The sequence below is a fragment of the Rothia koreensis genome (assembly GCF_004136575.1).
GTDB lineage: Bacteria > Actinomycetota > Actinomycetes > Actinomycetales > Micrococcaceae > Rothia > Rothia koreensis.
In genome coordinates this window covers 15,007-28,933 of the sequence record NZ_NOIQ01000025.1, presented here as the reverse complement: position 1 = coordinate 28,933, position 13,927 = coordinate 15,007, and the positions used below count along the sequence as shown (strand labels likewise).

The window sequence follows — 13,927 nt, the reverse complement described above, 5'->3', positions numbered from 1 at the left end:
GTGTATAAGAGACAGGTCCAGGGGTGGGTTCCGGGGTGTCCGGGGTGTCCGCGAGCGGGGTCCGGAGGGCCGTCCGCATGTGGGTTCCAGGGGGTCCGCTGGCGGGTTCCAGGGGGAGTCCGCTCGAGGTGGCAATTTCGTGCGGTTTCTCCGCCGAGGTGGCGGATTTGTGCAGGTTTTGGCCTGTTTTGTGCACGTGAGTGCCACCTCGGGCGGCCAGGCGCACGTGAGTGCCACCTCGCGGGTCCGGAGCGGGGGCCGACGCCGCCCGACGTCGTCCCACCCCGCGTCGCTTCGCCCGACGACGCCGGAACTCGGCCGCCCCAGCCCGCGAGGTGGCAACCACGTGCGCCGTGCGTGCCGAGGTGGCAGTTTTGGGACCGAAATCAGCGAATTCAGTCCCAAAACTGCCACCTCGGCGGAGAAGACGCACGTGATTGCCACCTCGGCGGAGAAACCGCACGAAACTGCCACCTCGGCGAAGGAGGTCGCTCGAAATTGCCACCTCGCGCCCACCTCGCGCCCGCGTCGCGCCCGCCTCGCGCTCACGCGACGCACACACCCCCAGGCGGACCATCCACCCGGGCAGGACAACAAATGTTGCCCAGAGCAAAACTCGCCCCGGGCCAGGCTGAATTTCCGGAGGCGGGATGAGTATCCTTGGTCAGGTAAAGACGACCACAACGAGGTGGTCCAGTCTTCCGAGGAAGGTAATTGACGTGCCCTTAAACCAGCAGTCCGATCCCACCGAACCCGAGTCCGCGAGCCTCACCGGCTCGAAGGGGACGCACGGAGCAGACGGAGGGGACGGAGAGTCCTGGATCTCCACGTACTATCAGCACGCAACCCGAGACGATGTCGCCGAGTTCAGCGAGGCCGAACTGGTCGAACGGGCGGAACTGCACCGCAAACTGGCCGAGACCCGCGAACCGAATGGCACCAACATCGAGGTCATCCACCACGGAGCCTCGTGGATCCTCATGGTCGTCACCGACGACATGCCATTTCTCGTATCCTCGATCACCGCAGAGATCGCTGCTTCCTACGGCGGCTCGAACGCACTGTTCCACCCCTTGTTCCTGGTCCACAGGAACAAGGAGACGGGCGTGATCGAGAGTCTGCGGGGTCTGAACCTCAAGCAGCAGGTGGCCAGCGGTGACACCGCCGTGTTGCCCAGCCTGGGGTCTGCCGCCGGTCGCGAGAGCGCGATCGAGTCCTGGATTTCGGTGGAACTGCTCGGGTGCGATGACGAAGCCACGGCGCAGAACGTCGTCGAGAGCGTGAAATCCGTTCTGCGGGACGCCCGCCATGCGGATGCCGACGCGGAAGCCGTGCGCGACAAGGTCCTGAACCTCTCCGAACGGGTCGGCAACCTGCCGGAACCCGGTCGGGAGAATTCCCAGAACACCCCCGATGCGGCGGAACACCCCAAGGTGGTCCAGGAGTTCCTGAACTGGGTCGCCCGGGACAATTTCTTGTTCTTCGGGTACAAGGAACGCGACCTCAAGGACGGACCCGACGGCCTGACCATCTCCGACCGGCCGGGCACGGGTCTCGGCATCCTCTCCGATCAGCACGACGACGCCGAGGAATCGGTCCACCACCGGGTCAAGCACCTCACGGGTCTCTCGCAGGACAATGCGCGCGATTCCAAGATCGTCTACGTGACCAAAGCGAATTCCCGGTCGACGATCCACCGCCACGAATACCTGGATTACATCGGGATTCGCGACTTCGACGCGAATGGGCGCGTCGTCGGCGAATACGTGATCCTGGGGCTGTTCTCCCTCCAGGCCTATTCCCTGCCGGCCACGGAGGCCCCCTTGATGCGTGAGAGGGCCCGGGTGATCCGGAACCGGTTGGGATTCCAGCCGGGATCGCACTCGGACAAGACGCTCACGGGCATGATCGAGGACTATCCGCGCCTCGAGATGCTCCAAGCCGATCAGGACTCCCTCACGGAGACCTTCGCCGGGATCATCGGGCTCGAGGAACGACGCCGCACCAGGCTGTTCCTCCGCCCCGACGAGTTCGGGCGCTTCGTCTCCGCCGTCGTGTTCCTGCCCCGTGACCGGTACAACACGGGCGTTCGCATCCGCATCGAGAATGTCCTCCGCGAGGCCATGAACCTGGCGTCGATCGACTTCGAGGTCAAGCACTCGGCGTCGGCCCTCGCTCGCCTCTTCCTGCGCCTGCGCCTGTCCGAGCCGAACCAGATTCCGGACATCGACGTCGCCGAGCTCGAGAAGAAGCTGCAGGACGCGACCCGCTCCTGGCCCGAATCCCTCGAAGCCGCCCTGGGCGGCCCGGGCGCGACCATCGCCAAGCGCTGGTTCGACGCCGCCCCGGTCACTTACCGTGCCGACTACGAAATTTCCGAGGCCGTCGCCGACGCCGGGATCTTCGAGTCCCTCGAGACCTCCGGTCCGGAGCGCCCGGCCGCTGTGCGCATCGGCCGCCCTCGCGCGGAGTCGGACGGCAACGGCGTCGAGAAGGAATACCGCCTCAAGACGTACCTGCGCGAACCGAAGACGCTGACCGAGCTCCTGCCGATCATGCAGAATCTCGGCCTGACCGTGATCGACCAGAAGCCCTACGACCTCTCGACCGCGGACGGAAGCGACTTCCTCCTGTACGACTTCGGGGTGACCTTCCCCGCCGGCGTGGACCCCGAGGACATCGGAGAGCTCTACGAGGACGCCCTGTGCGCCGTGCTCTCCGGGCGCGCCGAATCCGACTCGCTGGACCGCCTGGTGCTCGCGGAGAAGCTTCCGTGGCACACGGTGGCCGTGCTGCGCGCGTACGTGCGGTACCTGGTCCAGCTGGGGACGGGGCTGTCCCACGCTTTCATGGCCGACACGCTCCTGGCGAATCCCGGTGTCACACGCCTGGTGGTGCGGCTCTTCGAGTCGAGCTTCGATCCGTCCACGGGGGAGACCGTGGAGCAGCGCAAGGCACGGCGCGCAGAGATCACGGAGGAAATCGAGTCGGCCCTGAATGAAGTGCCCACACTCGACGCCGACAAGATGCTCCGGGCCCTGGCGGAGGTCGTGGCGGCGACCGTCCGGACCAACGCGTACCAGCAGGGTCCGGCGATCGCTTTCAAGCTCATGCCCCAGCAGATCACGTCGGCCCCGCTGCCGCGGCCCAAGTACGAGATCTGGGTCTACTCGCCCCGAGTCGAGGGTGTGCATCTGCGCTTCGGCGACATCGCCCGCGGTGGCCTGCGCTGGTCGGATCGTCGCGAGGACTTCAGGACCGAGGTGCTCGGCCTGGTCAAGGCCCAGATGGTCAAGAACGCCGTCATCATCCCGACCGGGGCCAAGGGCGGATTCTTCGCCAAGCAGCTGCCCGATCCCGCGGCGGACCGCGAAGCGTGGATGACCGAGGGTCGGGCCGCGTACAGTCTCTTCATTCGCTCGCTCCTGGACGTCACCGACAACCTGGTGACCGCGGAGAACGGAGAGGAATCGGTCGTGACGCCGGAGGGCGTCGTCGCACTGGACGGCGACGACACCTATCTCGTGGTTGCCGCCGACAAGGGCACCGCCGCGTTCTCGGACCTCGCGAACTCGATCTCTCAGGAATACGGATTCTGGCTCGGTGACGCGTTCGCCTCGGGCGGTTCCGTGGGCTACGACCACAAGGCCATGGGCATCACCGCCCGTGGGGCGTGGGAATCGGTCAAGAGGCATTTCGCGGAGCTGGGCATCGACTGCCAGAACGAGGAATTCACGGCCGCGGGCATCGGCGACATGTCCGGCGACGTCTTCGGCAACGGGATGCTGCGCTCGGAACACACGCTCCTGGTCGCCGCTTTCGACCATCGGGACATCTTCATCGACCCGACGCCCGACGCGGCGTCGTCCTTCGCCGAGCGTCAACGGCTCTATGACCTTCCGCGCTCCTCGTGGCAGGACTACGACAGGTCCCTGATCTCCGAAGGGGGCGGGGTCTTCTCCCGGTCCGAGAAGTCCATCTCCCTGACCCCGGAGATCCGGAAGGTCCTGGGGCTGGACGAGAGGGTCACCCAGCTTGCCCCGGCCGACCTGGTCTCGGCCATCCTCAAGGCCCCGGTGGACCTGGTCTACAACGGGGGCATCGGCACCTACATCAAGGCGTCGACCGAAACGAATGCGCAGGTCGGGGACAAGGCGAACGACGTGCTCCGCGTCAACGGTGCCGATATCCGTGCCCGCGTGATCGGTGAGGGCGGCAACCTGGGCCTGACCCAGCTCGGACGCATCGAGGCCGCTCGCCAGGGTGTTCTGGTCAACACGGACGCGATCGACAACTCGGCCGGCGTCGAGACCTCCGACCGCGAGGTCAACATCAAGATCATGGTCGACCGCCTGGTCTCCCGCGGATTGTTGGACCCCGGTGAGCGGGCGTCGTTCATCGAGGCCCAGACCGACGCCGTCCGCAACCTCGTCCTGGAGACCAACCGGGAACAGAACGGCTTGTTGCAGGCAGAACGTATGGGCACCATGCCCACGACGGCGACCGCCGCCCGCCTCATGGATCATCTCGAGGAAGCCGCGGGGCTCAATCGTGCGATCGAGTTCCTCCCAACCGACGACGAGTTGGAAGAACGCGTCGCCGAGGGGTGGGGGCTCACCGGGCCGGAACTTGCCGTGCTCACCGCGTACGTCAAGATCGACATTTCCGACTCGCTGCTCACCAGTGGGTTCGGCAACGATCCGTGGCTTTCGCAGATCCTGGACGAGTACTTCCCGGAGGCCGTGACCGCACGGTTCGGCGAGCAGTTGGACGACCACCCGCTGCGTCGGGAGATCATCTGCACCCGAGTCGCCAACGAAATGGTCGACCTGGCGGGGATCACCTACGCCTACCGGGCGGTTGAAGAAACCGGCGCCTCCGTGGCGACGGTGGCCAGCGCCTTCCTGGTGACCCGCGAGCTCTTCGACATCCGTGATCTCATGGCGGCCCACCGGGAACTGCCGGCGAACATCGAGCCGACCGCTTGGCGTTCCATCGCCCGGGAGATCCAGCGCGTCGTCGACCGCGCGACCCGCTGGCTGATCAACGAAGGCTCGTTGGCAACCGGCGATCTGCGCACCGAGGTCCCGGAGAACCTGCAGATCAAGGCCGTGATCGACCGGTACGCACCAGCGCTCGCGCTCGCTCCGGAGGTCCCCGAGCTGCTCGGTTCGAGCGCCCGGAAGCGCCTGGACGAGCGCGAGGCGCAGGCCCTGTCCTGGGGGATTCCCGCGGACTTTGCCGCCCGCTGGGCTCGGTTGCTCGACGTGTACCCGCTCATGGACATCGCGACCCTCAACGAGGAGACCGAGTGCGACCTCCGCGAGTCCGCACTGTTGTACTACGCCCTCTCGGACCGGTTCGACATCGACCGGTTGCTCGTCGCCGTCTCCAAATTGTCACGAGAGGATCGGTGGGAGACCCTGGCGCGTTCATCGTTGCGGTCGGACCTGTACGAGACGGTCGCGGCGCTCACGGTCACGGTGTCCCGGGAAGTCACCCAGGGAGAACTCGGCGGGGGAGCCGCGTCGTCGTGGCCAGCGGACTCCGTTGCGGCGAGAAGACTCGTGGACGCGTGGGAGAGCGAACACCCGGTGCACTCCTCGCGGATCGAGCGCCTCATGGGCGAACTGGACCAGGAGCTCGGAGCGGAATCCGCTCCGCGCATGTCGACCCTGTCGGTCGCGGTGCGCACCCTGCGCGGCCTGATCTAACGTTACGGGCGCCCGAGTGGTGCCGCGGGTGGTGCTGCGGGTGCCGAAGTGGTGCTGCTGGTGCCGCGGGTGCCGCGGGTGCCGAAGTGGCAGTTTTGAGCGGCCGGCCTCGCGAGGTGGCAGTTGTGAGCGGCGGCCCTCGCGAGGTGGCAGTTTTGGGACCGAATCTTCGCGATTGCGTCCCAAAACTGCCACCTCGGCGTGAAGGGCGCACGGGATTGCCACCTCGGCGTGAGGGACGCACGGGACTGCCACCTCGGCGTGAAAGACGCACGGGACTGCCACTTCGGCGTGAGGGACGCACGGGACTGCCACCTCGGCGCGAAAGATCAGCCGCGCGTGATCACCACGATCGCGATGCCGGCGAGCGACAGGCCCGCGACGGCCGCGGCGGTCGAGAGCACGGCGACCGGGTCCGCCGACAGGCTCTCGTGGCGCACTCCGCGGGAGTGGCGGCCGTAGCGGCGTCGTTGGGTTGCGTGGATCGCGGCGGCGATGACCCATGCGAGAACGGTCAGAAGGACCACCCACCAACCGAAGTGCGGCAGCCACCGCAGGAATCCGGCGCCGACGACGCCGACGGCCAGGAGCGTCCGTCCCCATGACAGGACCGTCCGTTCCGGTTGCAGGCCGGCGTCGGCCGGGGCGTCGGGATGGGGGCGGTCGTGAACGCTCACCCCAGGACCATCCCGAGAATCAGGCAGGCCGCCACCGCGCCTCCGAGGCTCAGGAGCGGAACAATCAGGGGCAGAGTCAGAGGCTTGCCTCGTCGAAGCCGATTTTCGGTCTTCCACCACCGAACGGCGGCACCCAGGCTGATCAGGAATGCAATGGCAATGACCAGGATCGACAGAGCGCGGTGGACCCCTTCGGGAAAGACGCCGTCGCCAATGGTCTCCAGGGCGATGCCCCCGGCCAGGAAAGCCAGAGAAGTCCGGATCCACGCGAGAAACGTCCGCTCGTTGGCGAGGGTGAACCGGGGGTCCGGCTCGGAACCACCAGGGAGGACGGTGCGGGAGGCCCAGTCACGGTCCTTGGCTTCTTCGCTCATACATCCTCCGGATCGACGTCGTTCCCACCATATATTGCCCCGTGTGACCCGTCACCGGAACCGGTGGCGGCGTCATGAAATGCACCGAACCGAGGTCGTCTGCGAGCTCACCCACGGGCCCACGGGAGACATCCGCAGCCACGAAGACCAATACTGAGCCTGCGTAACCTCTTTCCACATCTTGGGCTGAGATCCTCAGCAGACCGTCATGGGTCCTAACCTTGGGAAAAAGTAACTTGAGCCATGTTCATGGCCGAAGACCGGAGGGAAGGGGGAGTCGGATGGCTCACCACGAGAAGGCCGAAACCACAGTTGATCGTGTGCGGTACGAGCTCCCGGAGGAGCAGGTCGATGCCTCGATCTTGAAGGACCTCGCGGAAGCGGGCCCCGATCGTCCTGCCGCGACCAGACTGTTCCGCCCTTCGGCGGACGACGACCAGAACAGAATCGCCGAGAAGGAAGTTCGCCTTCGGGTCTACCTTCGTGAGCCGCGAGCCCTGTCCGATCTCCTGCCGATTCTGCAGAATCTGGGGCTCCACGTGGTCGACCAGATTCCCTATGACGTGCACACCAAGGACGGCGCAACGTTCGCCCTCTACGATTTCGGGGTCGTGTTCCCCGACGGCGTGGACGTCGACGAAGTTCTTCCCCTCGCCGAGGATGCCCTGTGCGCGGTGCTCGCCGGGCGTGCCGAACCCGGTGCGGCCAACCGGCTGGTCCTGTACGAATCCCTGCCGTGGCGAACTGTCGCCGTGCTGCGCGCGTACTGCCGGTATCTGTTGCAGCTCGGAACCGAGTACAGCCGCCCCTTCATGGCGGACACCCTGGTCCAGAATTCGCTGGTGACCAAATTGCTCGTGCAGCTGTTCCGCGTGGGGTTCGACCCCGAGTGGGAGCAGGGGGCGTCGGCCGAGCGCCGCCGCGAAAAGCAGGAGGAAGTTCGGGGAGAGATCCGCGCGGCTCTCGACGACGTCGCTGATCTCTCCCAGGACCGATTCCTGCGGACAATGACGGAGGTCGTGTCGGCCACGGTCCGCACCAATGCGTACCTCGGCAAGGAAACCATTGCCCTCAAATTGCTGCCGCGGAAGATCGAGGAAGCGCCGCTTCCGCGACCGGCCTTCGAAATCTGGGTCTATGCGCCGCGCGTCGAGGGCGTCCACCTGAGGTTTGGCAAGGTAGCTCGCGGCGGGTTGCGGTGGTCCGACCGTCGCAACGACTTCCGCACGGAGATTCTGGGTCTGGTCAAGGCCCAAATGACCAAGAACTCCGTGATCATCCCGACCGGTGCGAAGGGCGGATTCTTCCCCAAGAACGCCCCGGGTCGCGATGAGGACCCGGAGGGTTACCAGAGGGAGGGCGAAGAGTCCTACAGGCTGTTCATCCAGTCCCTGCTGGACGTCACCGACAACCTGGTGACCACGGACAAGGGCGAGCACGAAGTGGTCTCCCCGGAGGGCGTGGTCGTGCTGGACGAGCCCGACCACTACCTCGTGGTCGCGGCAGACAAGGGCACGGCGACTTTCTCCGACTTCGCCAACTCGATCTCCCAAGAGAACGGTTTCTGGCTGGGGGATGCCTTCGCCTCGGGTGGTTCCGTGGGCTTCGATCACAAGGATATGGGCATCACCGCCAAAGGAACGTGGGAGTCCGTCAAGCGGCACTTCGCGTCCCTCGGGGTCGACTGCCAGAGTGAGGACTTCACGGCCATCGGCATCGGCGGCATGGCCGGAGACGTGTTCGGCAACGGCATGCTGCTGTCCGAACACACCAAACTGGTCGCGGCCTTCGACAGCCGCCACATCTTCCTGGATCCCAATCCCGATGTGGCGACGTCCTTTGCCGAACGACGTCGGTTGTTCGGCCTTCCCCGGCCGTACTGGACCGACTACGACGCGTCGCTCATCTCCGAAGGCGGCGGGATCTACAAGCGAAGCGACAAGTCGATCGTCATCACACCGCAGGTCCGCGAGGCTCTCGGCCTGAAGGACGAGGTCGAGCGGCTCTCGCCCGCCGAACTCGTGTCGGAAATACTCCGTGCCCCGGTGGACCTGCTCTACACGGGCGGGGCGGGAACTTACGTCAAGGCAACCGCAGAAACCCATCAGGACGCGGGAGACAAGGACAACGACCCGCTGCGGATCGATGCTTCCGAGCTCAGGGTCAGGGTCGTCGGCGAAGGCGGAAACCTCGGACTGACCCAGCGGGCTCGGATCGAGGCCGCCAGAAATGGGGTCCTGGTCAATACGGATGCGGTCGACAACTCGGCCGGCGTCGAGACCTCCGACCGGGAGGTCAACCTCAAGATTCTGGTGGACCGTCTGATCGAGCACGGTCACATCGACCGTGAGGAACGGGCCGGATTCATCGAGGAGCAGGTCGAAGAAGTCTCCGACCTGGTTCTGCGCAGTAACCGGGACCAGAACATTCTGCTCCACGCCGAACGGCTCGGAACCCGGCCGACCAATAGCAGTGCCTCGCGGTTCATTCATTTCCTCGAAGAGCATGCCGACCTCAACCGTGAGGTCGAGTTCCTGCCCTCGGACAAGGAACTCAGGAAGCGCCGTGAGAACGGGGAGAAGCTGACCAGCCCGGAACTGTCCGTGATGACGGCCTATTCCAAGATCGAGCTGACCCACGCACTCCTGGATGCAGGATTCGGCGACGACCCCTGGTTGGAGGAAGTCCTCCACGAGTACTTCCCGCGGCCGGTCACGGAACGGTTTGCCGACTACTTCGGGGAGCACCCGTTGCGGCGCGAGATCATCTGTACGCGGGTGGCCAACGAGATCGTGGATACCGCGGGCATCGTCTTCGCCTACCGCGTCATGGAGGAAACCGGTGCGTCCGTCCTGACGGTCGCCCGCGCCTTCCTCGTGATCCGGGAACTGTTCGATCTGAGGGGCCTCCGGAAGCTCCACCGGGACATCCCGGCGGATGCCGACCCCGAGGCCTGGAGGACCGTCATCCAAGACATCCAGCGGTTCACCGACCGTGCTGTGGGTTGGGCCATCCGCCACGGCGTCGTCGCGCGCAAGGACGAGTCCGAGGGCGGGGACGTCATCGCCGGAGCCATCGAGGAGCTCGCTCCCGGTGTGGCGCTGCGGGACGACGTCGCGAGCCTGGTCGGGCAGAAGTCCGAGGCCTCGATCCGCCGGCGTCTCGAACAGGCCGAGGAATGGGGCCTGCCCGATGAGCTGGCCCGCACCTGGGCGCAACTGTGGGAGTCCCTGACCCTGCTGGATGTCGACGTCGTCGCCGAGGAGTCAGGGCTGGCGCCCCGCCAGGCGGCCCTGATGTACTTCGCCGTGGTGGACAGGTACGCGGTCCACGAGCTGCTGGCCGCGGTGACGGAGTTGCCCCGGGTCGGTCGTTGGGAATCCATTGCGCGGGCCTCCCTGAGGTCCGATCTGTACAAGGCCAGCGAGGAATTCACGAAGCGTGTGCTCAAGGACCTTCCGGAATCCGAGAGGCCCCAAGATCCGGCCGAGGCACGGTCGGCTCTACTCCAGTGGGAGAACGAGCACCCGGCCTATGCTCCGAGCATCGCGCGTCTGACCGACGAGATGAACCTCGAGATCCAGGGCTACTCGGGCGGCTCGCAGCCCGTCGATCTGGCGACCCTTTCGGTTGCCGTCCGGACGCTGCTCCACCCGACGGGAGAGTTCTAGAACACCCCGCCGCGGGGCGCCCGGCGAGGGCACCCCGCGGCCCCAAACAATCAGGAGAGGGCCAATGACGACCCCGCACACAGCCACCGCCAGCGTCGAGCCATTGCGGCAACGTTTGGGGAGCCGGTTCCTCACGTCCGCCGAGGCTCTCCGAGACTTCTCGGAGGACCGGTCATTGGCCGTGGCCGAGGGCCAGCCCCTCGGGGTGGTCCTCGCGGAATCCGCCGACGACGTCTCGGTTGCCCTGGCTTGGGCGAACGAGACGAAGACCCCGGTGTCGGTCCGGGGCGGCGGTTCGGGACTGTCCGGCGGCGCGGTGTCCTATCCCGGCGGACTCGTGGTGTCCCTGGAGGCGATGAATCGCGTGCTGGACATCGACGTGGAGAACCGACTGGCCGACGTCGAGCCCGGAGTCGTCACCTCCGACCTGGACGAGCGCGCCCGGAAGCACGGCTTGTTCTTCGCCCCTGACCCGTCGAGCGTCCACCTGTCCACGGTGGGCGGCAACATCGCGACCGACGCAGGCGGACTCCGGTGCATCGCCCACGGGACCACCGCGGCCTCGGTCGCGGCGCTCGACGTCGTCCTGGCCGACGGAAGCATCATCCATACCGGGGCCAGAACCATCAAGAACGCCACCGGGCTCAACATGACGCCGCTCTTCGTGGGTTCGGAGGGCACACTGGGCGTCATTACCCGGGCGACCGTTCGGCTCAAACCGGTTCCGGAAGGAACCCCGAGGACGTTCTGCGCGAGCTTTGACACCGTCGAGGCGGCCGGTCGTGCCGTGACCTCGATCGTTTCCTCGAATCCGCGTCCCGAAATGCTCGAATTGATCGATGCAATCTGCGCGCGCCTCATCGAGGAGTTCGAACCCAGTGGTCTTCCGCAGCCCGAGGCGGCGTTGCTCCTGGGACAGACGGTGGGCCCGACGGCGCAGCGGGACGCGGAGATCCTGGTGGCCGCGTGCGAACGCATGGGCGCCACCGTGACCCGGATCCAGGAAGGCAACGACCTGCTCGAAGCTCGGAGGATCGCCAACGGCGCGCTCATGGCGGGCCGCTACGCGGTCCATTGCGACGTCGGGGTGCCGGTCGGGAATCTGGTCGAAATGATGCGGGGTGTGCAGGCCATTTCCGAAGAAGCGGGCCGCGGCGTCTCCATCCTGGCCCATGCCGGCGACGGCAACCTGCACCCGGCTGTCGAGTCCGACGAAACGCCCGAAGACCGCGCCGCGGCCGAGAAGGTCGTGGACCGCATCACCGAACTCGCGATCAGCCTGGGCGGCGTGATCACGGGGGAACACGGCATCGGATCCCTCAAGTATCGCGAACTGCCCCTCCAATTCGACGAGCCGACCCTCCGGGCACAACGAGCCCTCAAGGCTGCGCTCGATCCGCACGGCATCCTGACGCCCGGCCGCGGGATCTAGCCGGGGTCTCTTGGTGGCTTCCGGCGGCGGGCCAGCGGCGGGCGGCGTCGGGCGGCGGCGTCGGTAATTCCCTCGAGGTGGCAATCTTGTGCGGTTTTGGCCCCGATTTCCGCACGGAATTGCCACTTCGCGGGAGGAATCGCACGAGAATGCCACCTCGGTGGGACGGGACCCCCCGAGGTGGCAACTTTGTGCAGGAGCGGACCTTTGAGGTGGCAGTTTCCGTCGTTGGGTGGGGGCTAGAGTGCCGCATGTGGTCGGGAAACGCCTCCCCATCGGGTAACCCCCTGCGTAACGGCGTCGTTGAGGGCCATGACGAGCGACGGCGGCGTCGGTAACCGCCTCGAGGTGGCATTCCTGTGCGTCTCCGCGCCCGAGGTGGCAATCTTGTGCGGTTTTGGCCCCGATTTCCGCACAAAATTGCCACTTCGCGGGAGGAATCGCACGAGAATGCCACCTCGTGCCGCCTCGCCACCTCGTGCCGCCTCGCCACCTCGCTGCCACGCCACCGCCACCCCCCCCCGGGTGGTGCTAGCTGAGCCGCTCGGCCGCGCGTTCGGCGATCATGATCGTCGGTGCGTTGGTGTTGCCCGTGGGGATCGTCGGCATGATCGACGCATCGACGACGTGCAGCCCCTGGGTTCCCTTGACGGCGAACCGGTCCGGGTCCACGACGGCCTGCGCATCGGTCCCCATCGAGCACGTTCCGACCTGGTGGTGATACGTGACCACCGAGTCGCGGACGTACTCCTCGAGGTCGTCGTCGCTGACGTCGGGGCCGGGCCAGATCTCCTGGGCGCCCCAGGCGTCGGCCAGGGCGGGTTGGCGACCGATGTCCCGACAGTGGCGAACCGAGGCCACGAGGGCGTCGACGTCGGCCTGCTGGCTCAGGGCACCGAGATCCACCTCGACCGGATCGTCCGGGGCCGCACCGGTCAGGACCAGCGAACCTCGACTGACGGGTCGAACGAGCCCGCCGAGCAGGCTGAACGCCTTGTCGGGCCCGCCCATCTCGCCGTTCTTGTACCCTTGCGAATACATCGGGACGGAGAAGAAGATCGGTTGTGTGTCCGGCACAGGAGCGTCCGGACGGGACTTCGCGAACAGGTGGACCTCGGCCGGGGCAACCTCGGGGTCCGGCAACGGGTGGGACTCCTCGGTCGTGAAGATCACGGGGGAGAGCAAGTGGTCGTGCAGGTTCTTCCCGACACCGGGAACGTCGGCGACGACGTCGACCCCGACCTCCTCGAGCTCGGCGCGAGGACCGACCCCGGACCGGAGCAGGACCTCGGGGCTGCCCAGAGCACCTGTACACAGAATCACCGTCTCGCCACGAGCCTCCTCGCGGGCGCCATCCCGGTCGTACTCGACGCCGACGGCGCGATTCCCCTCGAACAGGATGCGGCGGACCCGGGCATTCGTCACAAGCTTCAGCGCTTCGTGATCCGCCACCGGCTCCAGGTAGGCCTGCCACGTGTTGAATCGTTCCCCATCCCGGACGTTCAGCTGCATGCGGGACACGCCCTCGGGGTCGCCGAGGTTGTAGTCGGGGTTCAACGGGAAGCCCGCCTCCTGGGCGGCGTCCACCATGGACTCCTGAATGGGGTTGCGCTCGAAATCGGTGCGCACATCCAAGGGACCGTCCGTGCCGTGCAGGTCCGAGGCTGGACCGTCGAAGTTCTCGATCCGCGTGAAGTACGGCAGAACCTCGTCCCAGGTCCATCCTGGGCACCCGCGGTAGGCCCAGGCGTCGTAGTCCTGGCGTGCGCCCCTGACCCAGATGCACGCGTTGAGAGCGTGGGACCCGCCCATGACCTTGCCGCGCGGCAGGTGCAGTCGCCGCGAGGAGCAGCCCTCCTGGGGCACCGTGAAGTAGTCCCAGTCCTGGGGGCTGTGCCAGATCTTGCCCAGGTCGAACAGGTGCCTGATGTCGGGGTTTGTTTCTTCGCCGCCCGCTTCGAGGAGGGTCACGGTGTGACCCGCGTCGAGGAGGCGCCGCGCCAGGACGTTGCCGGCAGATCCGGCCCCCACAATGACGTATTCCGTGGCTGACATGATT

The 13,927-nt window shown here is 66.4% G+C and carries 6 protein-coding genes; 3 read left to right on the top strand and 3 right to left on the bottom strand.

The genetic code is table 11. The annotated features are described in order from the left end of the window. The first annotated feature begins 719 nt into the window (after positions 1 to 719). The gene (locus tag EWU68_RS11960) at positions 720 to 5,714 is read left to right on the top strand and encodes an NAD-glutamate dehydrogenase (RefSeq protein ID WP_238692450.1); all 4,995 of its coding nucleotides are present in this window, start codon (positions 720 to 722) and stop codon (positions 5,712 to 5,714) included. 329 nt (positions 5,715 to 6,043) lie between these two features. Here the strand turns inward: EWU68_RS11960 and EWU68_RS11955 are convergent, their stop codons facing one another. After that, positions 6,044 to 6,391: a DUF202 domain-containing protein gene (locus EWU68_RS11955; RefSeq protein WP_178980510.1), complete on the bottom strand. Its 348-nt coding sequence runs from the start codon at positions 6,389 to 6,391 to the stop codon at positions 6,044 to 6,046. Continuing rightward, on the bottom strand, positions 6,388 to 6,765 hold the full coding sequence (locus EWU68_RS11950; RefSeq protein WP_129316364.1) for a YidH family protein: 378 nt from the start codon (positions 6,763 to 6,765) through the stop codon (positions 6,388 to 6,390). The genes EWU68_RS11955 and EWU68_RS11950 overlap by 4 nt, the downstream gene beginning before the upstream one ends. A 281-nt stretch (positions 6,766 to 7,046) precedes the next feature. Here EWU68_RS11950 and EWU68_RS11945 point away from each other — a divergent pair, with 281 nt between their 5' ends. Further along, positions 7,047 to 10,436, top strand: coding sequence for an NAD-glutamate dehydrogenase domain-containing protein (locus EWU68_RS11945; protein ID WP_129316363.1), 3,390 nt, complete (start codon positions 7,047 to 7,049; stop codon positions 10,434 to 10,436). 64 nt (positions 10,437 to 10,500) lie between these two features. After that, positions 10,501 to 11,868, top strand: coding sequence for an FAD-binding oxidoreductase (locus tag EWU68_RS11940; RefSeq protein ID WP_129316362.1), 1,368 nt, complete (start codon positions 10,501 to 10,503; stop codon positions 11,866 to 11,868). A gap of 531 nt (positions 11,869 to 12,399) precedes the next feature. Here the strand turns inward: EWU68_RS11940 and EWU68_RS11935 are convergent. After that, complete coding sequence (locus EWU68_RS11935; RefSeq protein WP_129316361.1) at positions 12,400 to 13,923, bottom strand: GMC family oxidoreductase; 1,524 nt, start codon at positions 13,921 to 13,923, stop codon at positions 12,400 to 12,402. Positions 13,924 to 13,927: the final 4 nt, after the last annotated feature.

What these genes read in the sequence shown, in the direction of transcription:
- EWU68_RS11950 (WP_129316364.1), bottom strand. Translation starts at nt 6,765, where the DNA reads ATGAGCGAAGAAGCCAAGGACCGTGACTGGGCCTCCCGCACCGTCCTC.
- EWU68_RS11940 (WP_129316362.1), top strand. Translation starts at nt 10,501, where the DNA reads ATGACGACCCCGCACACAGCCACCGCCAGCGTCGAGCCATTGCGGCAA.
- EWU68_RS11935 (WP_129316361.1), bottom strand. Translation starts at nt 13,923, where the DNA reads ATGTCAGCCACGGAATACGTCATTGTGGGGGCCGGATCTGCCGGCAAC.
- EWU68_RS11945 (WP_129316363.1), top strand. Translation starts at nt 7,047, where the DNA reads ATGGCTCACCACGAGAAGGCCGAAACCACAGTTGATCGTGTGCGGTAC.